This is a genomic window from Geodermatophilus sp. SYSU D00525, from assembly GCF_054050475.1.
Window position 1 is genome coordinate 395,406 of the sequence record NZ_JBJGZK010000001.1, and the last position, 23,430, is coordinate 418,835.

The window sequence follows — 23,430 nt, forward strand, 5'->3', positions numbered from 1 at the left end:
CGGCGACCGTATCCGGCGGCGCTCAGGGCAGCCGCCACACCGTCGTCCGGCGCAGCCCGGGCCCCTCCGTCTCGGGGACCTGGTACACCGCGGCGGCCTCCAGCCGCTCGTGCGGGAGGTACGGGCGGCCGGGGTCGCCGACGAGCACCTGGCAGCCGCGGGCCCGCGCCCGGTCGAGGAAGGGCAGCACCCGCCCGGTCATCTCCCGGTCGTAGCAGACGTCACCTGCGACGACGACGTCGACGGCGGGCGGCTCGCGGTCCAGGACGTCGCCGGTGACGCTGATGCCCGCGACGCCGTTGAGGCCGGCGTTGACGCCGACCGCGGTCCGGGAGAACGGGTCGACGTCGCTGGCCAGCACCCACCGGGCACCGGCGAGGACGGCGGCGACGGCCACCAGGCCGCTGCCGGACCCGAGGTCGAGCACCGTGCGGCCGGCGACGGTGGCGGGCTCGTCGAGCAGGTGGCGGGCCAGTGCCTGCCCGCCGGGCCAGGCGGCCGCCCAGAACGGCGGCTCGTCCCCCGCCCCGCCGGCCGCGGTCTCCATCGCCTCCCAGAGGGCGACGACGTCGTCGGCGACGTGCAGCCGCACCTCGGGGACGAGCGAGGGCCGGCGCACCTGGGTGTGCGCGCGGACGAAGCCCGCGGGCACCACCCGGGTGGCCGGCCCTCGATGGATCACCTTCGGATCAGTACCAGCCGGTGGCCTGCGAGTGCGCCCAGGCGTCGCACGCGCTGCCGTAGCGCTGCTCGATGTAGATCAGGCCGGCGTCGATCTGGCGGTAGCCGTCGGAGGTCTTGGCGATCCCGGTGCTGGCCCAGGTGGAGTTCAGGAACTGCGGGATGCCGTAGGCGGTGCTGGTGGGGTTCTGGGCGTTGGGGTTCCAGCCGCTCTCCTTGCCCCACAGCTTCTCCAGGCAGGAGAACTGCTCGGAGCTGCCGACCTTGCTCAGCGCGTAGTCCTTGAAGGAGCCGGACGGCGCGGCGGGCGCGGCCTCCTGCGCGGCGGCCTCCTCCGCGGCCTGCTCCTCGGCGGCCTGCTGCGCGGCGGCGGCCTCGGCGGCGGCCTGCGCCTCGGCGGCCTGGCGGGCGGCCTCCTGCTCGGCGGCGACGCGGGCGGCCTCCTGCTCGGCGGCGACGCGGGCGGCCTCGGCCTCGGCGGCCTGGCGGTCGCGCTCGGCCTGCTCGGCGGCGAGCTGCGCGTGGGCGGCACCGGCCTCCTGCGCGCTGCGCTCGGCGCGCGAGGCGGCGACGTCGGCCAGCGACGTCAGGTCGGTGGCGTCCGGGGTCTGCCCGGCGGCCGGCTGCTGGGGGACGCCCAGCTCCTCGGCGACGCTGACCGCGGTGCCGGCGTTGTCGGTGCCGGCGGAGGCGGCGGGGCCGCTGGTGGAGACGACGCCGACGATCAGCGCGCCGGCGGCGGCGGCGCCGAGCAGCAGGGCCGGGCGGCGCGGGCCCAGCGGGGGGCTGCCGCGGCGGAAGAGGCGCCGGCGCGCGGGGGCCTCGGCGGCCTCGGCACCGCCCCCGGCGGCGGGCAGCTCGGGGGTGGCGGTGTGGGCGTCGGTGTCGGGGGTGGTGGGGGTGTCAGCGGTGGCGAGCTCGACGGTCGCGGGGGCGTCGGCAGGCGTGTTCGGGACGTGGCGGGACATGAGGGGGTGTGGGCTCCGAGGGAGAGTGGCGCGCGGCAGCGGGCCCGGAGGCGGACCTCGGGCATGCGGGTACGGCGCGGGTCTGTGGGTGTCGCGGACTACGGGGTCCCCGGCGACGTCGTCGCTGGGAGCGGCAGGACAGGAGCAGCCGGCGTCAGGCGGACGCGGGGGCGCGGTGTGCGCGCGGACGGCTGCACCTGCGGGCCGCTTCGGCCCGGAGGCGGGGCATGCGGAGACTCTCCGTTTCTTCCGTGAGCCGCCTACCGAGTTAGCTGACGGGTTCGGGCGGGAAGGAGCCCTACGCGCGCCGGGCCGGAGCTCGGCGGGCGCGATTCACCCCAGTACTGCGGTGGGTCCCCGGCTCGCGCCCGCAGGTGCGGACACGACTCGGCGGCGTCCGGCCGGGCTCCCCGGAAGGGGGACCTGACGACCAGCCGGACGCCAGCCACCGTACGGTCGTTACCGGTTCGTGACAACCGACGGGGCCGGAGTGACGGCCGTGACGGGTGGTGCGGACTCCCTCGGTCCGGAACCGGCCCCCGCGTCGCCGCTGGTCAGGAGGCCGCCGCGACCTCGGGCCGGCCGGGTCCGAGCAGCGGTGTCACGTCGGACACGTCCGTCCCCGGGGGCGCCGGACGCGCCCCCGCGCGCGGCTCGGCAGCCGGGTCCTCCCCGAGCCGGGGCAGCCCGCGCTTGTCGCCGAGGGCGGGGACGTCGTCGGGCACCACGCCGGTGACGACGGCGAGCGCCTCGTCGAGCTGACCGGTCAGCAGGCGCAGCCACTCCCGCGCCCGGTCGCGCTCGTCGCGCAGGGGTGCGAGCTCGGCCTCGACGGCGCGCCGGCGCTCGAGGGCCTCGGCGTCGGCCCGGGCCCGCGCCTCGGCGGCCTCGCGGTCCCGGCGCTCGCGCTCGGCGGCGGCGGCCCGCTCCAGCCGGGCCGCCTCGCGGCGCGCGGCCTCGAGGACCGCCGCGGCCTCGCTGCGGGTCTGCTCGCGGGCGGCGAGCACCGCCTCGCGCATCTCGGCCACCCCGGACAGCCGGGCCTGCGCCTCGGTGAGCGCCTCGGCCCGGATACGCCCGGCCTCCTCCTCGGCGGCGGCGGTCAGCGCGGCGGCCTCCTCCCGGGCGCGGCGCATCATCTCCGCCGCGTCCTCGGGGCCGGGCAGGCTCTGCCGCTCCCGGACCAGCTGGGCCAGCCGGCGGCGGGCGTTCTGCAGCTCGGCCGACGCGGCGGCGTAGCGGCTGAGCAGGTGCTCGTTCTCCCGGCGCAGGACCAGGAGCTCGGTCTCGGCCCAGGCGACGTAGTCGTCGACCTGCACGCGGTCGTAGCCGCGCACCGCCCCGGTGAACACCGGACCGGTGCCCAGCAGGCCGTCGAGCCCGCGCCCCGGAGGCGGCTCCGGAACGCCGTTCCCGGCCCCGTCCGGAGCAGCTCCCTGTCCCCGCAGCGACATCCCGGTTCCCCCTCGGTGCGCCGTCCGATCCGGTCCCCCACCGGCCCGCCGGCGGGGTGATCACAGAGTCGCACCCGCCGGGTGCCGCCGACCGGGCCGACACGGACACGCGCCCCGCCCGCGGAGTGGGCACGCCCGGACGTGCCGGGCCGCTCACCGTGCGCGGTCGAGAGGTCTCAGTACGGTCACGGACCCGTCGGGAATGCCCGGCGGGGGTCGGTCGTTGGGGCGGGTACAGTAGTTGCACTCTCAACCACTTGGAGCACGAGATGCAGTTCGGGGTCTTCACGGTCAGCGACGTCACGACCGACCCGACGACGGGGCGGACGCCGAGCGAGGCGGAGCGGATCAAGGCCGTCGTCACCATCGCGAAGAAGGCCGAGGAGGTGGGCCTCGACGTCTTCGCCCTCGGCGAGCACCACAACCCGCCGTTCTTCTCGTCCTCCCCCACCACCACGCTGGCCTACGTCGCGGCGCAGACCTCCCGGCTGCAGCTGTCGACGTCGACCACGCTGATCACCACCAACGACCCGGTGAAGATCGCCGAGGACTACGCGATGCTGCAGCACCTCGCCGACGGCCGGGTCGACCTGATGATGGGCCGCGGCAACACCGGCCCGGTCTACCCGTGGTTCGGCCAGGACATCCGCAACGGCATCCCGCTGGCCGTGGAGAACTACGCGCTGCTGCGCCGGCTGTGGGACGAGGAGGTCGTGGACTGGCAGGGCCGCTTCCGCACCCCGCTGCAGGGCTTCACCTCCACCCCGCGGCCGCTGGACGGCGTCCCGCCGTTCGTGTGGCACGGCTCGATCCGCTCGCCGCAGATCGCCGAGCAGGCCGCCTACTACGGCGACGGCTTCTTCCACAACCACATCTTCTGGCCGAAGGAGCACACCCAGCGGATGGTGGAGTTCTACCGGTCCCGCTTCGAGCACCACGGCCACGGCGCCGCCGACCAGGCGATCGTCGGTCTCGGCGGGCAGGTGTTCATGCGGAGGAACAGCCAGGACGCCGTCGCCGAGTTCCGGCCCTACTTCGACAACGCACCGGTCTACGGGCACGGGCCCTCGCTCGAGGACTTCTCCCGCGAGACGCCGCTGACCGTGGGCAGCCCGCAGCAGGTGATCGAGCGCACGCTCGGCTTCCGCGACTACGCCGGCGACTACCAGCGGCAGCTGTTCCTCGTCGACCACGCCGGCCTGCCGCTGAAGACCGTGCTCGAGCAGCTGGACCTGCTCGGCGAGGAGGTCGTGCCGGTGCTGCGCCGCGAGTTCGCCGCGCTCAAGCCGGCGCACGTGCCCGACGCGCCCACCCACGCCGCCCGGGTGGCGGCGCGCGGCGGGGCGCAGGACTCGACCGTCTACGCCGCCGGTGACGACGTCACGGGCCAGGTCACCGACGCGGCCCGCGAGGAGGTGTCCCTCTGATGACCACCCGCACCCTGGCCGTCGTCAGCGCGGGGCTCGGCGTGCCGTCGTCGACCCGGCTGCTGGCCGACCGGCTCGCCACCGCGACCGTCGCCGCGCTGCGCGAGCGCGGCGAGGACGCCACCGTCGAGGTCGTCGAGCTCCGCGAGCACGCCCGCGACGTCGCCGACGCGCTCGTCACCGGGTTCCCCAACGCGGCGCTGCGCGAGGCGGTCGCGACGGTGACCGGCGCGGACGCGGTCATCGCGGTCACGCCGGTGTTCACCGCCTCCTACAGCGGCCTGTTCAAGTCCTTCGTCGACGTGCTCGACAAGGACGCGCTCACCGGCACGCCGGTGCTGCTCGCGGCGACCGCCGGCACCGCCCGGCACTCGCTGGTGCTCGAGCACGCGATGCGGCCGCTGTTCAGCTACCTGCGCGCCGCCCCCGTGCCGACGGCGGTCTTCGCGGCGAGCGAGGACTGGGCCGGCGGCGACGGCACCAGCCAGGAGCTGGCCGCGCGGATCACCCGCGCGGCCGGCGAGCTGGCCGACGTCGTCACCGGCCGGCCGTCCTCGGCCCGGCCGGCCGACCCCTTCGCCGACGTCCCCTCCTTCGAGGACCTGCTGCGGGGTCAGGCGTAGGGCCGGTCCTGCGCCGGCGGAGGCGCGCGTCCGCCGGCGTCCGCGTGCCGCGCCGCGCCGTGCTCGGGGGCCTGCCGGGCGACCGGCACGCCCTCCGGCGCGGCCGGCGGCCCCGCCGGCACCGGCGCGGCCGGGGGCACGGCCGGTGCCGGGCGGCCCCGCAGCCGCGGGTAGGCCAGCACGAGGCTGGCCGCCAGGGCGATGGCCAGGATGACCGCCCACGTGCCGGTGTAGTCGGCCCACGAGCCCGTGAGCAGCAGGAACGCGGGCAGGGCGGCGGTGAGCAGCCCGGCGACGACGGCGATCGCGCCCGTGTAGCGGGTGAACTCCTCCCGCTTCAGGCCGAGGACGACGAAGAACAGCGCCCAGAGCACCGCCCAGTACAGCCAGATGACGCCGAAGCCCGGGTCCCGCGGGACGACGTAGAAGAAGTTCAGCCCGGCGTACACCAGCGCGCACGCCGCCACGAACGCCGAGAACCAGCCCAGCCCCGTGCCGTCGAGGCCGCCGAGCAGGTTGATCCCCACGTACAGGTACGTGAAGCCGAACAGGTAGAGACCCGACGCGGCCAGGATCGTGGCCGGGTCCCCGTCGGCCGTGATGATCAGGACGGTCGGCGTCACCACCTGCAGCGCCCCGACGAACAGGTTGAGCGGAGCGGCGGCACGGGCGTCCACCAGCCCCAGCAGCATCAGGCCGTTGACGACCAGGACGGCTCCCACGTACAGCAGTCCCACGGCTCCCATGTGCGGTCATCTCCTCGGGTCCCGCGACGGTGCGGACGTCCCCCGTGACTGGTGCCGGCGCGGTCGCGCCGGCGGTCAGGAGCCGGGGTCCCCGGGCTCCCGTTCGTTCTCCCGGACGGCCTCGTTCTCCTCGAGAGCCGTGTCGATCAGGTCGGCGAGGCCGCCGACGGAGCGGTGCGGCCCACCCCGGCGGACGACGACCGGCTCGGGCACGTCGTCCTCCTCGGACGACAGTCCCTCGGTGAGGTCGTGCGCCGCTCGCAGCGCGGCCTTGCCGGCGCGGTCGGCCGCCTCGTGGCGCTCGATCCGCGGGACCTCCTCGGTCACCTCTGGTCTCCTCCCGCGTCCTCCCGGCACGGTCGGTGACGCCCGGCCCGGGTTGGGCGGACGGCGCGCCGGGTAACCCCCTCCCGGCCTCGAACAACCGGGAGCCGTGCAGTGCTCGTGTGAGGAGCGATCCGTGCAACTCCGGGTCGAGGTGGTGTGGACGTGCGCGCCGTGCGAGGTCGGCGGGCAGGACGTGGCGGAGGACGGTGACGACGACCCGACCTGCTGGAACTGCGGTGGGCCGGTCGTGGTGACCGCCCGGCCCTCCGTCCGCCGGCCCTTCCCCGAACCGTTCCCCGAACCGTTCCCCGAGCCGGACGCCGCCTGAGGGCGGCGCCCGGCCCGGGCGGACGGGTCCCGGCGTGCGCCGGGACCCGCCGGGCGGTCAGGACGTGACGGCGCACTGCCCGCGGTCGGCACGGACCGGCCCCGACGCCGACGGCTTGACGTCGAAGTCGAAGATCGCCGTCGGCAGGTACAGCGAGCAGCAGGCGTTCGGGATGTCGACGACCCCGCTGACGCGGCCCTCGATCGGCGCCGAGCCGAGCAGCAGGTAGGCCTGCTCGCCGGAGTAGCCGAACTTCTGCAGGTACCGGACGGCGTTGAGGCAGGCGTTGCGGTAGGCCTGCGTGGCGTCCAGGTAGAGGTTGCGGTCGTTCTCGTGGTCGACCGAGACCCCGATGAAGGTCAGGAACTCCGAGTAGCGGGGCTCGACGTTGCCGGGGATGAACACCGGGTTGGTGGTCACCCCGTAGGTCTCCATGCCGCCCTTGATCAGGTCGATGTGGAAGTCGATGAACCCGCCCATCTCGATGGCGCCGCAGAACGTGATCTCGCCGTCGCCCTGGCTGAAGTGCAGGTCGCCGCCGGAGAGCTTCGCGTCCTGCACGTGCACCGGGTAGAAGACGCGGGACCCGCGGGAGAAGTTCTTGATGTCGTGGTTCCCGCCGTTCTCCCGCGCCGGCACGGTGCGGGCGCCGTCCCGGGCGATCGCCGCGGCCACGTCGCCGTCGGCCTGCCCGGGCAGCGTCTGGTCCTCGATCGGGAGCAGCGCCAGCGCGGGCACGCGGTCGGGGTCGGTGTCGGCCAGGGCCTTCTCCCGCCGGTTCCACCGGGCGAGCAGGTCGGCCGACGGGGCGGTGCCGAACAGCCCGGGGTGGGTCAGGCCGGTGTAGCGGACGCCCGGTATGTGCCGGGAGGTCGCCACCTGGCCGTGGAAGTCCCAGATCGCCTTGTAGGCGTCCGGGAAGTAGTCGGTCAGGAAGCCGCCGCCGTTGGCCTTGGCGAAGATGCCCGTGTAGCCCCAGCCCTGGCCGGGGGCGTCGCCGAACTCCTGCGGCGCCTGCACCGGGCCGAGGTCGAGGATGTCCACCACGAGCAGGTCACCGGGCTCGGCCCCCTCGACGCCGATCGGGCCGCTGAGCATGTGCGCCCGGGTCAGGTCGACGTCGCGGACGTCGTTGGCCGAGTCGTTGTTGCCGATCTGGCCGTCGGTCCACTCCCGGCACTCCACCCGGATGTCCTGCCCGGGCCGGACCATCGTGGCGACGGGTACGTCCGGGTGCCAGCGGTTGTGGCCCGGGACGGCCTGGTCCCGCATGGACTTGGCCTGGTCGACGGTGAAGACGACGTCTGGCATGTCCCCCACACTCCGATCTGCGTTGACGGGGAGGGCCGACCCGCGTCCACGGGCCGTTCGGGGCGGCTCCGCGCGGGAGCCGGGGTGGCGACGGCGGCCCGGCCCCGGGGCCGCCGCGCGGGCTGGTCAGGGCCGGGGCAGGGCGTTCCACCGCGGGTCGCGCGGCACCGGGCGGCGGGGCGCGGGCGGCACGGCCGTCGTCACGGCGGGCGCGTCGGCGCTGGCCTCCTCGCGCGACCGCGCCGCGGCCAGCGGCGCCGGGGTGCGCGCCAGCAGCGGGGCAGTGTAGACGCGCCGGCCGGCGTCGCCGCACGAGGGGCACCGCTCCGAGGCCTGCGCGGTCCCGATGGGCCGCCGCACCTCCCACGGGCCGCACGCCGGGCACCGGTACAGGTAGGCCGCCATCTTGGCCTCCGCGGGGAAGTCGGGACCACTCGGGAGCGGGCGACGCTAGTGACGGGCCCGGACGGACCGGAGGGACCTTCGACTCCATCGGTGGCGCGTCGCCACGGGCGGCTCCCTGCCGGTGACCGCGGGTGGGCCGGTCTGCTCTCGGCTCAGCGGACGGCGTCCTCCGACGGTGCCGCGGAGCCGCCCTGCGGGGCCTCCGCCGTCATGATCCGGACCACCTCCGCCCGGTCCGCGGCCGAGGGCAGGCCCCAGCCCGGCTCGTAGCCGTACACCTCGGACAGCGGCCGCGACGCCGTCCGGCCGGTGAGCACCTCCACCGAGCCGGTGTCGATCAGCCCCGGGTGCTCGACGCCGCACGCCTCGGCCACCTTGAGCAGGTCCCGGCGCAGGGTGGCCACGTAGTTGGCCAGCCGCACCGACTTCAGCGCCGGGTCCAGGCCGTGCGCCAGCCACGCGTTCTGGGTGGCGACGCCGGTCGGGCAGGTGTCGGTGTGGCACTTCTGCGCCTGGATGCAGCCGATGGCGAGCATCGCCTCGCGGGCCACGTTGACCATGTCGCAGCCGAGCGCGAACGCCACCACCGCGTTGTCCGGCAGGCCCAGCTTGCCGGCGCCGACGAAGGTGACCTGCTCGGCCAGCCCTCGGCGGGCGAAGATGCTGTACACGCGGGCGAAGCCGAGCTGGAAGGGCAGCGACACCGAGTCGGTGAAGATCAGCGGCGCGGCGCCGGTGCCGCCCTCGCCGCCGTCGATCGTCACGAAGTCGACGCCGCGGCCGGTGTCGGCCATGAGGCGGGTCAGCTCGTCCCAGAACTCCAGGTCGCCGACGGCGGACTTGATGCCCACCGGCAGGCCGGTCTCGGCCGCCAGCAGCTCCACCCAGTCGAGCAGGCTGTCGGTGTCGGTGAACTCCGCGTGCCGGGACGGGCTGACGCAGTCGACGCCCTCGGGCACCCCGCGGGCTGCGGCGATCTCGGCGGAGACCTTCGCCGCCGGCAGCACCCCGCCGAGCCCGGGCTTGGCGCCCTGGCTGAGCTTGACCTCGAGCGCCCGCACCGGCGCGGAGGCCACGAGGTCCTTGAGCTGCTGCAGGTCGAAGCGGCCGGCCTCGTCGCGGCAGCCGAAGTAGGCGGTGCCGATCTGGAACACCAGCTCGCCGCCGTGCCGGTGGTGCACCGACAGCCCGCCCTCGCCGGTGTTGTGCAGGCACCCGGCCAGCGCCGCGCCGCGGTTGAGCGCCTCGACGGCGGCCCCGGACAGCGAGCCGAAGCTCATCGCCGACACGTTCACCACCGACGCCGGCCGGAACGCCTGCGCGCGCCCGCGCGGGCCGCCGAGCACCTTCGCCGAGGGCAGCGTGACGTCGGCCGCCGAGTGCGGGTGCGACGGCGGGACGGCGCGGCCGAAGGTGCGGTGGTTGATCACCGGGTAGCCCGCCGTGAACTCGAGGTCGTTGTCGGTGCCGAACCCGAAGTAGTTGTTGTCGCCCTTGGCCGAGGCGTACACCCAGCGGCGCTGGTCGCGGGTGAACGGGCGCTCCTCGTTGTTGCCGGCGACCAGGTACTGCCGCAGCTCCGGGCCGATCGACTCGATCAGGTAGCGGGCGTGCCCGATCACCGGGAAGTTGCGCAGCAGGGTGTGCTCCCGCTGCACCAGGTCCCGGGCGGCCACCGCCGCCAGCGCCCCGAGTCCGGCCACCGCGGCCCGCGCCGCACCCCTCATCGCCCCGCTCCTCCCGCGCCGTTGCGGACCCGGGCCCACCCCCGGACCGCCATCCTGGGCCGCCCGCGCGCCGCGGTCTACAGGAAGAGGCTGAGCACGAGCGCGAACACGAACCCGAGCGTCCCGAGCAGCGTCTCCATGACGGTCCAGGTCTTCAGCGTCGTCTTCTCGTCCATCTGGAAGAACCGGCTGACCAGCCAGAAGCCGGAGTCGTTGACGTGCGAGAGGACGGTGGCCCCGCCCGCGATCGCGAGGACGATGAGCGCCAGGTCGATGGACGACAGCCCGCTGGAGGCCTCGACCACCGGGGCCATGAGGCCGGCGGTCGTCGTCAGGGCGACCGTCGCCGAGCCCTGCGCGACCCGCAGCAGCACCGAGACCACGAACGCGGCCACGATCACCGGCAGGCCGATGTCGCCGAGCAGGTCGGCCAGCGCCGTGCCGATGCCGCTGGCGCGCAGGACGCCGCCGAACATGCCGCCGGCGCCGGTGATCAGGATGATCGCGCAGACCGGACCCAGGGCGCTGTTGACGATCGACTCGACCTGGGCGCCGCTCTCGCCGCGGCGCCGGCCGAGCACCACGATCGCCACCAGCACGGTGACCAGCAGCGCCACCGGGGTGGCGCCGAGCAGCTGTCCCGCGCGCACGACGAACGACGTCTCCTCGAGGACGCCCGCGGTGGCCAGGGTGGTCAGCCCGGTGTTGAGGAAGATCAGCACGAGCGGGAGCAGCAGGATGCCGATCACGGTGCCGAAACGCGGCGGCGCCGGCCGGGTGACCGTCTCCGTCCGGCGTCCGCCGGAGGCGCCCGCGGTGCCCGGTGCGGTCCCGGCCACGGTGGGCTCGGGGGCCTCCGGCGCGGCGCCCGTGCCCGGGTCGTCCTCGGACGGCGGGACCGCGACGTCGAAGCGCCGCCCGGCCCACAGGCCGAACAGGTAGCCCCCCAGGTACCAGGTGGGCAGGCCGACGACCAGCCCGAAGACCAGGACCAGCCCGATGTCGGCCCCGATCAGCTCGGCTGCCGCGACCGGCCCCGGGTGCGGCGGGACGAACGCGTGCATCACGGCGAAGGCGCCGGCGACCGGCAGTCCGTAGGTGAGCAGCGAGCCGCCCAGCCGGCGGGCGACGGTGAAGACGATGGGCAGGAAGACCACGAGCCCGGCGTCGAAGAAGATCGGGAAGCCGAACAGCAGCGCGGCGACGCCCAGGGCCAGGGGTGCGCGCCGCTCCCCGAACCGCCCGATGAGGCTGTCGGCCAGCACCTGCGCCCCGCCGCTGTGCTCGAGCAGCCGCCCGAGCATCGCCCCGAGGCCGACCAGCAGCGCCACGTTGGCCAGGGTCGCGCCGAACCCCTCGGTGAGCGTGGTGACGACGTCCTCGAGCGGGATCCGCGTCGCCAGCGCGACCAGCAGGCTGACCAGGATCAGTGCCAGGAACGCGTGCAGCTTGAGCTTCATGATCAGGAACAGCAGCACGCCCACGGCTGCCGCCGCGATGAGCAACAGCCACCCGGCTCCCAGAGCCGGTTCGACCTCGGGCATGGGGTCCTCCTGGGGTCAGCCCTCGTCGTCGAGGGCGTCGAGGGCACGCAGGACGTCTTCGAGCGCGCGGGTGGACCGCTCGACGAGCGGGCGGGTGTGCCGGTAGAGGTCGGCGGCGGCCGGGTCGGGCCCGACCGGGTCGGAGACGCCGATCAGCGCGGTGGCGGCGTCGAGGTCGGGCAGCGCGCCCAGGGCGTGCAGGCCGAGCAGGCAGGCGCCGAGGCCGGTGCCCTCCGGGGAGTCGGCGAGCCGCACCGGCAGGTCCAGGGCCGCGGCGAGGGTGGCCACCCACAGCGGCGAGGCGACCGCACCGCCGGTGGCCCGCACCTCGGTCACGGGCAGGCCGGTGGCCGAGAACGCGTCGCGGACCAGCGCCAGCTGCTGGCACACGCCCTCGACGGCGGCGCGCACGAGGTGCCCCCGGCGGTGCTCGCGGCGCAACCCGACGTAGGCCCCGCGCAGCCCGGACCGCCACCACGGCGCCCGCTCCCCCAGCAGGTAGGGCAGGCACAGCAGCCCGGCGCTGCCGGGCGGGACCGCGGCGGCCTCCTCGAGCAGCCGGGCGTCGAGGGCGTCGGCGTCCTCCCCCGTGACCCCCTCCCCCTCGGCCAGCGCCTGGGCGGCCCAGCGCACCACCGAGCCGCCGTTGTTGACCGCGCCGCCGACCACCCAGTGGTCGTCGGTGAGCGCGTAGCAGAACAGCCGGTGCGCGGGGTCGACGGTCGGCGCCGGGACGACGACCCGCATCGCGCCGCTGGTGCCCAGCGACACGGCGGCGACCTCCGGGCGGACGGCGCCGATGCCGAGGTTGGCCAGCACGCCGTCGGAGGCGCCGAGGACCAGCGGGGTGTCCGCGGGCAGGCCGGTGGCCGCGGCGACCTCCGGGCGCAGGCCCTCGAGCACCGTCGTGGTCGGCAGGACCTCGCCGAGCTGCCCGGGGCGGACGCCGGCCAGGTGCAGCGCCTCGGCGTCCCAGGTGCCGGTGCGGATGCCGTAGAGGCCGGTGGCCGAGGCACACGCCCGGTCGAGGACCTGCGGGCCGCCGCGCAGCGCGGAGACGACGAGCTCCTTCACCCCGCCCCAGCGCGGCACCGCGCCCAGCCGGCCGGGGTCCTCGGCGCGCATCCAGGCGAGCTTGAGCAGCGGGGACATCGGGTGCACCGGCGTCCCGGTGCGGGTGTGCAGCCCGCCGGCGCGGCCGTCGGCGCGCAGGGCCTCGGCGAACCCGGCGGCGCGGTCGTCGGCCCAGGTCACGACGGGACCCAGCGGCCGGCCGTCGCCGTCCATGGGGACCAGGCCGTGCATGGCCGCGGACAGGCACACCCCGACCACCCGGTCGCCGCGCTCGCGGGCGGCCCGGCTGACGGCGGCCAGCGCCTCGACGGCGGCGTCGGCGAGCCGGTGCGCGTCGAGCTCGGCGCGGCCGGGGGCGGGCACGGACAGCGGGTAGCCGACGCTGACCAGGTCGCGCACCCGGCCGTCGGTGCCGGCGGTGACCGCCTTGGTCGCGGTGGTCCCGCTGTCCAGCCCGACCACGACGTCCATGCGGGCGATCCTGCCCGGGGCCGAGGGGGGCCGCGAACTCAGCGTTGGATCTCCACCAGCAGCACCCAGGCGTTCAGGCAGGACACCGCGATCCCGCCGACCAGCGCCCCGGCCAGCCAGTAGAGCCCGCCGCCGGCCCCGAGGGCGAGCGACAGCGCCGCCGCCAGCACCGCGCCGGCGGGCAGCAGCACCAGGACCGCCGCGCGGACGCGCCGTCCCCGCGGGGGGTCCGCCTCCGCCGGGACCCGCACCAGCCCGACCGCCCCGCCGGCGGCGAGCAGGGCACCGGTGCCGGCGAGCTCGGCGGCGAGGGCGGGCACCGGCTGACCGGGGACGAGGACGAAGACGCCGGCGGCGAGCAGCGCCACCAGCAGCACCAGCGTGGCCGCGGCCCGGCGGGGCAGCGTCGGGAACGCGAGGATCCGGTCGAGGTTGATGGAGACCGCGACGAACAGCAGCCCGGTCAGCGCGGCGGTGGCGCCGACGGCGGCCACCGCGAGGTCGTGCCACGCCTCGGGGTCGTACGCCTCGGGGTCGTACGCCTGGGGTTGTACGCCTCCGGGCTGGAGGCGTCCGCGCGGGTGGCTGCCACGCCGCCCGATCCTGGCGCACGGGCCGCCGGGACGGCGCCCCCGCGCCCGGCTCAGCGGTAGGCGGACCCGCCGCGCAGCCGGGCGCCCACCGCCGTCACCAGCGGGGCGAGGACGACGCCGTCGCGGGCCAGCCGCGCCCGCAGCGCCCGGCGGTGGCGCAGCACGCCGACCAGGCCGATCGCCCAGAACAGGTACTGGACGGCGAACGCGGCACGGAAGGCGCCGAGGTCGTAGGCGGTCGAGGCGCCGGGCGTGAGCACGTCGAGCACCGCGCCGATCGCCAGGACGGTCAGCAGCGAGGCGACGAAGCCGCCGACGTTGACCACGCCGCTGGCGCTGCCCTGCCGCTCGGCGGGGTTCCAGGTGCGGGCGAAGTCGAAGCCGATCATCGAGCCGGGGCCGTTGGTGCCGAGGACGACGACCAGCAGCACGAGCAGCCACAGCGGCGCCCGGCCGGGCCACAGCAGGACGACGGTCCAGGTGGTGGCGGTGACGGCGAGGATGCCGAGGACCAGCACCGAGCGGCGCAGCGGCCAGCGCCCGCACAGCCGGCCGAGCAGCGGCCCGACCCCCATGCCGACGACGACCAGCAGCGTGAGCAGCCCGGCCGCCGTCGCCGGGGACAGCCCCTGGCCGACGACGAGGAAGGGGTAGCCCCACAGCAACGCGAACACCGTGCCGGAGAACTGGGTGACCAGGTGGGTGTAGAGCCCGATCCGGGTGCCGGACTCCTGCCAGGTCAGCGCCAGGTTGCGGCGCACCTCGGCCAGCCCCGCGGGGGTCGCGGGCGCGACGCCGGGCGGGGCGTCGCGCAGCGTGGCGAGCACCACGACGACGACCAGCACGCCGACCGCCGCCGCACCGAGGAACGTGCTGCGCCAGCCCGCCGCGTGCAGCAGCGCGACCAGCGGGTAGGCGGCGACGACCTGCCCGAGCTGGCCGAGGATGCCGGTGAGCTGGGTGACCAGCGGGACGGTGCGGCCGGGGAACCAGAAGCCGATCACCCGCAGCACGCTGATGAAGGTCATCGCGTCGCCGGCGCCGACGAGGACGCGGGCCGCGACGGCGGTGGGGACGTCGGTGGCCAGCGCCAGCACGAGCTGGCCGACGGCCATGGTGACGCCGCCGGCGACGACCAGCCGGCGTGAGCCGAAGCGGTCCAGCGCCACCCCGACCGGCACCTGCAGCCCGGCGTACACCGCCAGCTGCAGCACCAGGAACAGCGAGACCGCCGAGGCCCCGGCGGAGAACCGCTCCTGCGCCTCCACCCCGGCCACGCCCAGCGAGGCGCGGTGGAAGACGGCGACGACGTAGGCGGCGAGCGCGGCGAGCCAGACGGCGTAGGCGCGCAGGGGCGTGCGGTCGGCGGTCGCGGACGTCACTGGGAGGACGACAGCCGCGGCGGACCGTCTGTTCCCGGATCTCCGGTGAGTCGCCTCACGGCACGCGTCCGGAGCACCGCCCGGACGGGGGGCCCGGCCCTAGGATCGGCGGGTGGTCGCAGCACTGGTCTCGCCCGAGGACCTGACCGAGGACGACGCCCAGCGCCGGGTGCGCATCCTCCTCGCGCTGGCCACCTGCATGGCCGCGAAGGGCTACCGCGCCACGACGATCTCCGACATCGCCCGCGAGGGCCGGGTGTCCAAGACCGTCGTCTACGCGCACTTCCGCGACAAGGAGCACTGCCTCCTCGAGCTCTACACCCGCGCCACCGACAAGATGCTGGCCACCGTGCACGCCGCGCAGGACCGTGCGGCCGCCGAGGGGCTGTCCTGGCGGGAGCGGCTGCGGTCGGCCGTGCGCGCCTACCTCGAGGTGCTCGCGGCCAACCCGGAGGTGGCCTGGGCGGCGCTGGTGGAGGTGCAGGCCGCCGGCCGCCACGCCCTCGCCCTGCGCCGGCAGGTGATCGACCGCTACGTGGAGCTGATCGGCGGGGTCGCCGCGGAGATGGCCGAGCGGTACCCCGACGAGGTCCGCGCGGTGGACCGCGCGCTCGTCGTCGCCGCGGTGGGCGGGCTCAACGAGCTGATGCTCGCCCGGGTCGAGCGCGGCGAGGCCGGCTCCCTGGCCGAGGACACCGACCACGCCACCGAGGTGCTCGTCCAGCTCGTCGACCGCCGCTGAGCCGGCGCGGCCGCCCCTCCGCGGGCCGCGTGGGATAGTCCCGCGCCGTGTCCGTGATCTCGTCGCTGCGCGTCTTCCACCAGCGCCGCATCGCCCTGCCGGTCGACGACGACGCGCTCGTCCTGGACGTGGGCAGCGGGGACAAGCCGTCGTGGCGCGCGGACGTGCTCCTGGACCGCTACCTCGGCGACGAGTACGCCGTGCAGCGTTCCGGCCGGGGGCGGGCCCGCGTGAGCCGGCCGCTGTTCAACGCCGACGCGGCCGCCATGCCCTTCGCCGACGGCGCCTTCGACTACACGATCTGCTCGAACCTGCTCGAGCACGTCGCCGACCCGGCCGGCGTGGTCCGCGAGCTCGTCCGGGTGTCGCGCGCGGGGTACATCGAGGTGCCCGAGGCCTCCAGCGCCAAGATCGTCGACTTCCCGAGCCACGTCTGGTGGTGCCGCCTGGACCGGTCGACCGAGCCGCCGACGCTGGTGTTCACGGCCAAGGAGCGCCCGGAGTTCGACCCGGAGATCGCCGGGTTCCTGCGTCGGTCGGGCCTCGAGCGCCGGGTCGAGGCGGTCCTCGACAGCCGGTTCGAGCACCGGGTGGTGATGCTGCACTGGTCGGGCGGCGTCCCGGTCCGCGTGGAGGGCGAGGTCCCGCCGTCGCTGCTCGAGCACGCGATGAGCCGGCCCTCCCACACCCGGGACGGCCGGGCGGTGGCCGTCCAGCTGGCCACCGACCTGCTGACCGTGCGGACCCGCCGCCGGCTGCGCCGGCGCCGCCTGCGCTACGACGACCTCGTGCGGCCGGAGTACCGCCGCGGGGACGGCGCCGTGCTGGAGCGGCGCGTCTACACCGACCCCCGGTGGACGCCCGGCCCGGGGGCCGGTCAGTGGGGGTCGTCTCAGTAGGGGTCGTAGGGCGAGTCGTGCCCGAGCAGCCGGGCCACCGGCCGCAGCCGGAGCCGCAGCAGCACCTTGAGGACGACGTTGCGCGCCCACCACGGCAGTTCGGCGAGGATGCGCAGCCGGTCCCGCGCGGTGGGCCGGCCGACGCGGAACAGCGCGAGCGACCCGGCCCGCCGCTCGTAGCGCAGGTCGCGGGACGGGAGGACGTGCCGCAGGACGCCGAGGGTGACGCCGATCGAGGAGAAGCAGTCGTGCACCAGCAGCGGCGCGTCCTCCGGGAGGTGCACCCGCCAGCGGAGGTCGTCCGAGAGCGTCCAGTAGTCGTGCTTGCCGTCGACGTAGAGCAGGTCGAGGGGGCGGGTCCAGCCGGGACGGGCCCGCGTCGAGTAGTCGCACAGCAGCTCGACGGTGTCCCCCACACCGGCCGCCGCGACGTTGCGCTCGAACTCCGTCCGCGTCCGGCTGCCGCCGAAGAGCCGGCCCTCGACGAACGGGTCGACGGCGACCAGCCGGCCGCCGCCGGCCTGCAGCGCGCGGGCGAGGACGACCGTCGAACGGCCCCGGTGGCTGCCGATCTCCAGGGCGAGCGCGCCGGGCGGCAGCTGCGCGGCCTGCTCGTGCAGCAGCTCGGCCTGCTCCCTCGTCAGCCAGCCCGGGATGCCGTCGGCGAGCGCCCACACCGCGGCGGTGCCCGTTTCGGGTGAGGTCGGCGCGGGACGGGACACGGGGCTCCGATCGGGAGGCAGACGGCGGCTAGAGTGGTACGGAACCGTACCGCAGGCGGCGACTGAGCCGGGAGGCGTTCCGATCAGCACAGCCGTCAGCCACGACGCGCGGCGTGGCCTCCGCAGGTCCCCCCGGACGCTCCCCTGGCCCGACGTCGCCGTCTGGCTCCTCCTGGTCCTCGGCTCCGTGCTGCAGCAGCCGGGCCGGACCACCTTCGACACCAAGTTCGACCTCACGGCCGACCCCGCCGCCTTCCTCGGCCGGGCCCTGCACCTGTGGAGCCCGGTGTCGCTCGGCGAGCTGCAGAACCAGGCCTACGGCTACCTGTTCCCCCAGGGCCCCTGGTTCCTCGGCCTGCAGGCACTCGGCGTCCCGGACTGGCTGGCCCAGCGGCTGTGGTCGGCCCTGCTGCTGGTGGTCGCCTACGAGGGGACCCGCCGGCTGTGCCGGTCCCTCGGCCTGCCCGGCACCGCGGCCACGCTCGGCGGGCTCGGCTACGCGCTGGCGCCGCGGCTGCTCGGCGCCAGCGGCGTCCTGTCCGGGGAGGTGCTGCCGCAGGCGGTGCTGCCCTGGGCCGTCCTCCCCCTGGCCGCCGCCGTCGCCGGGCGGATCTCACCGCGGCGCGCCGGGCTGCTGTCCGGGCTGGCCGTCCTGTGCATGAGCGGGGTCAACGCCACCGGGACCCTCGCGGCGCTGCCCGTCGCCCTCCTCGTGGCCGCGAGCCGGCTGCGGCGCCGCGGCGGCGCGGCCCTGCTGGGCTGGTGGGCCGCCGGCACCGCCCTGGCCTGCGCCTGGTGGTTCGGCCCGTTGATCGTGCTCGGGCGCTACAGCCCGCCCTTCCTCGACTTCATCGAGACGGCGGCGGCGACCACCGCGCCGGCCGGCTGGGCCAACGCGGTCCGCGGCGCCGAGCACTGGGTCGCCTACCACAGCGTGGCGGGGCAGGACTGGTGGCCGGGCGCGCACACCCTGGTCACCTCCCCGCTGCTGGCGGTCCTGACGACGGCGGTCACCGCCTGCGGCCTCGCCGGGCTGGTGCACCGGCGCACGCCGCTGCGCGGCCCGCTCCTCCTGGCGCTGGTGCTGGGGCTGCTGTGCCTGACGGCGGGCAACGCCTCCGCCATCGGGTCGCTGGTCGACGAGCCGGTGCGGGCGCTGCTCGACGGGCCGCTCGCGGCGCTGCGCAACGTGCACAAGGTCGACCCGCTGATCCGGCTGCCGGTCGCCGTCGGCCTCGCCTCGGCGGTCGCGCTCGCCGGCGAGCGCCTCCGGGCGGCGCCGGGGCGCCGCGGCGTGCCGCGGTCCGGGCCCGCGGGCCGCCGGCTGGCAGGGGCGGCGCTCGCGGCCGTCCTCCTGGCCGGCGCCGCGCCGCTGGTCACGGGCGGGCTCCGGACCCCCGGCTGGGACGCGGTCCCCGACGCCTGGTCCGAGACGGCGGCCTGGCTCGCCGACCGCCCGGACAGCCGGGCCCTGGTGGTGCCCGGCTCCGGCTTCGGCGTCCAGACCTGGGGCTGGACGATCGACGAGCCCCTGCAGGGCGTCGCCCGGGGCGACTGGGTGACCCGCAGCCAGGTGCCCCTCGTCCCGGGGCCGACGGCGCGGGTGCTCGACGCCGTGGAGACGCGGCTGGCCGACGGGCGGGGCGGCGCCGGGCTGTCGGCGTTCCTCGCGCGGGCCGGGATCACCCACGTGGTGCTGCGCCGCGACCTCGACCCGGCCGTCGCGCAGACGGCGGCTGCCGACCGGGCCGAGCGCGCCCTCCTCGACAGCCCCGGGCTCGCGCGGGTGGCCAGCTTCGGCCGGACCGGGTTCGGCGACCAGGCCCTGGTGGACGTGTTCGCGGTGGCCGGCGCCTCGCCGCGCGCCACCCTCGCCGACGCGCGCGACCTCGCGACGCTCGACGGCGGCCCCGAGGACGTGCTGGCCGCGCTCGACGCCGGGGTGCTGCCGCCCGCGGCCCCGGTCGTCGTGGGGGCGGCGGACGGGCCGGCCGACGTCGTGAGCGACGGCTACCGGCGGGTGGAGCGCCAGTTCGGCCGCGTCCACGACGCGGTGGGCGAGGTCATGACCCCGGCGGAGCCGTACCGCGACGGCCGGCCGGAGCCGGACTACCCGGGAGCGCCCGCCGTCGAGCGGGCCGCCGCGGACTTCCTCGCCGTCGACGGCGTCACCGCGTCGAGCTCGCAGGGCTACCCCGACGCCCTCGGGCCGGTCCTGCCCGCCGCCGGCCCGGCGGCCGCCCTCGACGGCCGCCCGGAGACCGCGTGGCGCTCGGCGGCGTTCGTGGCGCCGGTCGGGCAGTGGCTGGACGTCGACCTCGACCGGCCGGTGACCGGCGGCGTCCTGGCGGTGACCTTCCTCGACACCCCGGACACCGCCACGGTCCGGACGGCGCAGGTGTCCCTCGACGGCGCCCCGGCCGTCCACCGCGTGCCCGAGGACGGGCGGCTGTTCGTCCCCCTCCCGGCGACCCCGGTGCACCACGTCCGCGTCACCGTCTCGTCCGTGGCGCCCGGGCTCGACGAGGCCTCCCCCGTCGGCGTGGCCGAGATCGGCCTCCCCGGCGTCGGGGCGGGCCGGACGCTGGAGGTCCCCCGGCCGATCGGCGCGGACACCACGGTCGTCCTGTCCGGGGAGGCGCCGCGCCGGGCGTGCGTCGACGTCGGCTACGGCCCGCACTGCGAGACCTCGCAGGTCCGGGCGACCGAGTGGCACGGCCTGGACCGCCGGCTGACCGTGGCCGAGGCCGGCGCCTGGGACCTCACCGGCACCGTCGTCGCCACCCCCGGCCCGGGCGCGGCGGCCCTGCTCGCGCCCGTGGACGACACGGCGTCGGCCACGTCGGACTCGGTGTACGGCGACGACCCCTCGGTCGCGGCGGTGGCCGCCTTCGACGGGCTGCCGCAGACCCCGTGGCTGGCCGACCCGGACGACGCCGAGGTGACCCTGGACCTGCGCTGGCCGGGCGAGCGCACGGTCAGCCGGATCGTCGTGGACCCGGCGTCGGTCCCGGCCGCCGAGCCGGTGCACGCCCGGATCGAGTCGGCCGCCGGCGTCCGCGACGTCGACCTGACCGACCTCGGCTTCTTCGAGCCGCTGCGCGCCCCCGGGGGCCTGTCCGTGACGTTCACCCGGTCCCCGGTGCCGTCGGCCGCCGGGCTCCCGCTGGGGGTGGGCGAGGTGCGCGTGGACGGCCTCGAGGGGCTGCAGCACCGGCCGTCGCTGGAGAGCGGCACCGGAGCGGTGTGCGGGCTGGGCCCCGAGGTCCGCGTCGACGGCACGGTGCACCGCACGGGGGTGACCGGCACCCTCGACGACGTCGTCGCGGGGCGGCCGCTGACCTGGCGCGTGTGCGACGGCCCGGTCGCGCTCGCCCCCGGGACCCACCGCGTGGTGGCCGCCGCGACGGCGCAGTTCCAGCCGGTCGCCCTGACCTGGCGGCCCGCCGGCAGCCCCCCCGCGGCGGCGCCGCGCGACGCGGACGACCGGCTGCGGGTCGTGTCCTGGGCGGACACGCGGCGGGTGGTGGCCGTGACCGCCGGCGCGGAGGCGGTGCTCCGGATCGCGGAGAACGTCAACGCCGGGTGGCGGGCGACGCTGGACGGCGAGCCCCTGGAGACCGTGGTGCTCGACGGCTGGCAGCAGGGCTACCGGGTGCCCGCGGGCGCCTCGGGCGAGGTCGTCGTCGAGTTCGCGCCCGACGCCTGGTACCGGGGGGCGCTGCTGGCCGGGCTCGTGCTGGCGGTCGTCCTCGTGCTGCTCCTCCTCGCCGACCTGCACCGGCCGCACCCGGGCCGCCTCGACCCAGGGGGCCCGGCCGTCCGGGACCCCGTGCTGGGCCCCGGGGGTGCGCTGGCCCTGGGTCTGGGCGGCCTGGTGCTCGGCGGGGTCCCGCTGGCGGCCGGGTGGGTGGCCGGCCTGGCCCCGCCGCTGCGCCGGTACGCCGTCACGCTCGGCGGAGCCGCGCTGCTGGCCGCGGGCGTGCTGACCGCGCTGTCCGCCGGCCTGCCGATCGGCCGGCCCGGTCCGGGGGCCGACGGCGCGGCCGCCGCCGGGGTCGGCCTCCTGGTGGCCTCGGCGGTGCGGCTGCGGCGGCCACGGAGACGGGAGAGGAGCGCGCGGTGACCGGCCGGCACGCGGGGGAACCGGTGGAGCTGCGGCTGCGGCTGGAGCCGACGCTGCTGGCCGGGGTGGCGCTCGTGGTGCTGCAGACGGTCGTCCGCGCCCTCGTCGTCCTCCCCTCCTACTACTGGCAGGACGACTTCCACCACCTGGACCTCGCCCGCCGGCTGGGCCTGTCGCAGGCCTTCCTGGTCCGCGACTACAGCGGCCACCTGGAGATCGGGCAGTACGTCCTCTACTGGCTGGTCGGGCGCGACCTCGGCACGTCCTTCCTGCCCGCGGCGCTGGTCCTGCTGCTCCTGCAGCTGGTGGCCTCCGGCCTGCTGCTGGCCGTGCTGCGGCTGCTGTTCGGCCGGTCGCCGTGGGTGCTCGTGGCCTTCGCCGGGTACCTGTTCACCCCGCTCGGGCTGCCGGTCGCGACGTGGTGGGCCGCCGGCATGCAGGCCCTGCCGCTGCAGGTCGCGATGCTGCTGGCCCTGCTGGGCGCGGTGCACTCGGTCCGGGGCGGGCGGCGCCGGTGGGCCGTCGTCTCGGTCGCCGGCACGGTCCTCGGCCTGCTGATGTGGGAGAAGGCGGTCCTCGTCGTCCCGACGGTGCTCGCCGTGCTGGTCCTCGTGGAGGGCGCCGGCCGGCCGGTGGCCGACCGGGTGCGCCTGCTGCTGCGGCACCGGCGCCTCCTGCTCGCCCACCTGGTCGCGCTGGCCGGCTACACCGTGCTCTACCTGTCGGTGGTCGACTCCGCGGCGGTGGTCGGCGGGGGCTCCGCGGACACCCTCACCGGCGCCGGCGAGACCGTGCTGCGCACGCTGCTGCCCGGCCTGTTCGGCGGGCCGTGGACCGACAGCGGGGCCGAGAACACCGTCTACCCCCGCGTCGGCGACGCGGTCGTCGTCCTCGTCGTCCTGCTCGCCGCGGCGGTGGTGGCGCTCAGCGGGTGGCTGCGGGGGCGCCGCGCGCTGCAGGGCTGGTTGCTCGCGGCCGGCTACGTGGCGGTGGACGTCGGCCTGCTGCTCGTGGGGCGCGCCGACTACCTGGGGCTGGTGGCCCGCGACCCGCGGTACGTCACCGACGCGCTGCCGGTCGTGGCCATCGGGGTCTGCGCCGCCTTCACCGGCCCGCTGGTGCAGCGCCGGCTGCCGCGGTGGTGGCCGGGGACGACCGGCGCGGCTCCGGCCGGGTCCCCGCTCGCCGCCGTCGCCGTGCTCGTCTCCAGCTGCCTGCTGTCGACCTCGCTGCTGGCCGACGGGCTGCAGCACCGCTACTCGCGCGACTGGGTGCTGGGCGTGGTGCGCGCGCTCGAGGAGGAGCCGGGCGTGTCGGTGGTGCCCACGCCCCTGCCGACGAACGTGAGCGTCAGCACCGACCTCGAGGGACTCCTGCGGGCGGTGGGCCACGAGCAGGAGCTCGGCCGGCCGGGCACGGACGTGCGGGTGGTGGACGGGCTGGCCCGCCTCCGCCCGGTCACGGTCGTCGCCCCGACGCTGCAGGCCACCGGGCCGGTCCCCGACTGCGGATGGCGGGTGGAGGGGGGCTGGCAGCGGCTCGGCACCGTGGCCCAGGCCGGACCGGGGACCCAGGTGCTCCGGCTCGGGTACCTCACCGGGCAGCCGGCCACGCTGCACGTGCTGGTGGGCGGGGTCGAGCAGGCGCTGGTCCTCCCGCCCGGGGTGGGGCACGCGACCTTCGTGGTCACCGGCCTGCAGGGGCCGGTGACGGCGCGCGTCTCCGACGTGGCCACGGGCGGGATCTGCGTCAGCGACGTCGTCGCCGGGGCGCCCTGGCCGGCGGGCTGACCGCGGACCGGCGGGGGGCGGGGGGCCCCCGCCCCCGGGCCCCGCCCCGCCCCACTTGGCGCACGAAACACCCGCGGTCGGCGGGTCTGC

20 protein-coding genes and 1 riboswitch are annotated in these 23,430 nt (G+C 76.6%); of the genes, 7 read left to right on the forward strand and 13 right to left on the reverse strand.

Annotated features, from left to right (window positions below):
• Window positions 1–22 precede the first annotated feature (22 nt).
• From ACI796_RS01880 to ACI796_RS01890, 3 genes are all read right to left on the reverse strand, one after another.
• Window positions 23–682 carry a class I SAM-dependent methyltransferase gene (locus ACI796_RS01880; protein WP_456939560.1) on the reverse strand — a complete coding sequence of 220 codons (660 nt, stop codon included), beginning with the start codon at window positions 680–682 and terminating at the stop codon, window positions 23–25.
• A 7-nt stretch (window positions 683–689) separates the two neighbouring features.
• A complete protein-coding gene (locus ACI796_RS01885; protein WP_456939561.1) occupies window positions 690–1,649 on the reverse strand; it encodes an aggregation-promoting factor C-terminal-like domain-containing protein in 960 nt (319 codons plus the stop codon).
• Between the two features lie 242 nt (window positions 1,650–1,891).
• A riboswitch (cyclic di-AMP (ydaO/yuaA leader) is annotated at window positions 1,892–2,052 on the reverse strand.
• A 151-nt stretch (window positions 2,053–2,203) separates the two neighbouring features.
• Window positions 2,204–3,103, reverse strand: coding sequence for a DivIVA domain-containing protein (locus tag ACI796_RS01890; protein WP_456939562.1), 900 nt, complete (start codon window positions 3,101–3,103; stop codon window positions 2,204–2,206).
• 269 nt (window positions 3,104–3,372) lie between these two features.
• On the opposite strand from ACI796_RS01890, the gene ACI796_RS01895 reads away from it, so the two are divergent.
• Both ACI796_RS01895 and ACI796_RS01900 read left to right on the forward strand, forming a co-directional pair.
• Window positions 3,373–4,530, forward strand: a complete 1,158-nt coding sequence (locus ACI796_RS01895; protein ID WP_456939563.1) for an LLM class flavin-dependent oxidoreductase — start codon at window positions 3,373–3,375, stop codon at window positions 4,528–4,530.
• Entirely contained in the window at window positions 4,530–5,153 is a 624-nt protein-coding gene (locus tag ACI796_RS01900; protein ID WP_456939564.1) for an FMN reductase, read from the forward strand. Before ACI796_RS01895 ends, ACI796_RS01900 begins: the two co-directional genes overlap by 1 nt.
• On the opposite strand, the gene ACI796_RS01905 is transcribed toward ACI796_RS01900, so the two are convergent.
• Together ACI796_RS01905 and ACI796_RS01910 are read right to left on the reverse strand one after the other, a co-directional pair.
• Window positions 5,144–5,899, reverse strand: a complete 756-nt coding sequence (locus ACI796_RS01905; protein WP_456939565.1) for an AmiS/UreI family transporter — start codon at window positions 5,897–5,899, stop codon at window positions 5,144–5,146. The two genes, ACI796_RS01900 and ACI796_RS01905, sit on opposite strands and share 10 nt — an antisense overlap.
• Window positions 5,900–5,974: 75 nt before the next feature.
• Window positions 5,975–6,226, reverse strand: coding sequence for a hypothetical protein (locus tag ACI796_RS01910; RefSeq protein ID WP_456939566.1), 252 nt, complete (start codon window positions 6,224–6,226; stop codon window positions 5,975–5,977).
• Window positions 6,227–6,359: 133 nt separating this feature from the next.
• On the opposite strand from ACI796_RS01910, the gene ACI796_RS01915 reads away from it, so the two are divergent.
• Window positions 6,360–6,554, forward strand: coding sequence for a hypothetical protein (locus ACI796_RS01915; RefSeq protein ID WP_456939567.1), 195 nt, complete (start codon window positions 6,360–6,362; stop codon window positions 6,552–6,554).
• Window positions 6,555–6,611: 57 nt separating this feature from the next.
• Here ACI796_RS01915 and fmdA read toward each other — a convergent pair whose 3' ends face one another.
• The 7 genes from fmdA to ACI796_RS01950 form a co-directional block, all read right to left on the reverse strand.
• Window positions 6,612–7,865 carry a formamidase gene (gene fmdA / locus ACI796_RS01920; protein ID WP_456939568.1) on the reverse strand — a complete coding sequence of 418 codons (1,254 nt, stop codon included), beginning with the start codon at window positions 7,863–7,865 and terminating at the stop codon, window positions 6,612–6,614.
• 126 nt (window positions 7,866–7,991) lie between these two features.
• The gene (locus tag ACI796_RS01925; RefSeq protein WP_456939569.1) at window positions 7,992–8,270 is read right to left on the reverse strand and encodes an FmdB family zinc ribbon protein; all 279 of its coding nucleotides are present in this window, start codon (window positions 8,268–8,270) and stop codon (window positions 7,992–7,994) included.
• Window positions 8,271–8,422: 152 nt separating this feature from the next.
• Window positions 8,423–9,997 (reverse strand): FMN-binding glutamate synthase family protein, encoded by a 1,575-nt coding sequence (locus ACI796_RS01930; RefSeq protein WP_456939570.1) that lies wholly within the window; start codon window positions 9,995–9,997, stop codon window positions 8,423–8,425.
• Window positions 9,998–10,074: 77 nt separating this feature from the next.
• Window positions 10,075–11,541 carry a GntP family permease gene (locus ACI796_RS01935; protein ID WP_456939571.1) on the reverse strand — a complete coding sequence of 489 codons (1,467 nt, stop codon included), beginning with the start codon at window positions 11,539–11,541 and terminating at the stop codon, window positions 10,075–10,077.
• A 15-nt stretch (window positions 11,542–11,556) separates the two neighbouring features.
• Window positions 11,557–13,086, reverse strand: a complete 1,530-nt coding sequence (locus tag ACI796_RS01940; protein WP_456939572.1) for a gluconokinase — start codon at window positions 13,084–13,086, stop codon at window positions 11,557–11,559.
• A 38-nt stretch (window positions 13,087–13,124) separates the two neighbouring features.
• A complete protein-coding gene (locus ACI796_RS01945; protein ID WP_456939573.1) occupies window positions 13,125–13,580 on the reverse strand; it encodes a hypothetical protein in 456 nt (151 codons plus the stop codon).
• Window positions 13,581–13,729: 149 nt separating this feature from the next.
• The gene (locus ACI796_RS01950) at window positions 13,730–15,061 is read right to left on the reverse strand and encodes an MFS transporter (RefSeq protein WP_456939574.1); all 1,332 of its coding nucleotides are present in this window, start codon (window positions 15,059–15,061) and stop codon (window positions 13,730–13,732) included.
• 112 nt (window positions 15,062–15,173) lie between these two features.
• On the opposite strand from ACI796_RS01950, the gene ACI796_RS01955 reads away from it, so the two are divergent.
• Window positions 15,174–15,803, forward strand: a complete 630-nt coding sequence (locus ACI796_RS01955) for a TetR/AcrR family transcriptional regulator (RefSeq protein WP_456939575.1) — start codon at window positions 15,174–15,176, stop codon at window positions 15,801–15,803.
• A 47-nt stretch (window positions 15,804–15,850) separates the two neighbouring features.
• Window positions 15,851–16,702: a class I SAM-dependent methyltransferase gene (locus tag ACI796_RS01960; protein ID WP_456939576.1), complete on the forward strand. Its 852-nt coding sequence runs from the start codon at window positions 15,851–15,853 to the stop codon at window positions 16,700–16,702.
• Here ACI796_RS01960 and ACI796_RS01965 read toward each other — a convergent pair.
• Window positions 16,696–17,424 carry a class I SAM-dependent methyltransferase gene (locus tag ACI796_RS01965; RefSeq protein WP_456939577.1) on the reverse strand — a complete coding sequence of 243 codons (729 nt, stop codon included), beginning with the start codon at window positions 17,422–17,424 and terminating at the stop codon, window positions 16,696–16,698. The genes ACI796_RS01960 and ACI796_RS01965 overlap by 7 nt on opposite strands.
• 187 nt (window positions 17,425–17,611) lie before the next feature.
• Here ACI796_RS01965 and ACI796_RS01970 point away from each other — a divergent pair, with 187 nt between their 5' ends.
• Together ACI796_RS01970 and ACI796_RS01975 are read left to right on the forward strand one after the other, a co-directional pair.
• Complete coding sequence (locus ACI796_RS01970; protein WP_456939578.1) at window positions 17,612–21,550, forward strand: alpha-(1->3)-arabinofuranosyltransferase domain-containing protein; 3,939 nt, start codon at window positions 17,612–17,614, stop codon at window positions 21,548–21,550.
• Window positions 21,547–23,340 (forward strand): hypothetical protein, encoded by a 1,794-nt coding sequence (locus ACI796_RS01975; RefSeq protein WP_456939579.1) that lies wholly within the window; start codon window positions 21,547–21,549, stop codon window positions 23,338–23,340. Before ACI796_RS01970 ends, ACI796_RS01975 begins: the two co-directional genes overlap by 4 nt.
• Window positions 23,341–23,430: the final 90 nt, after the last annotated feature.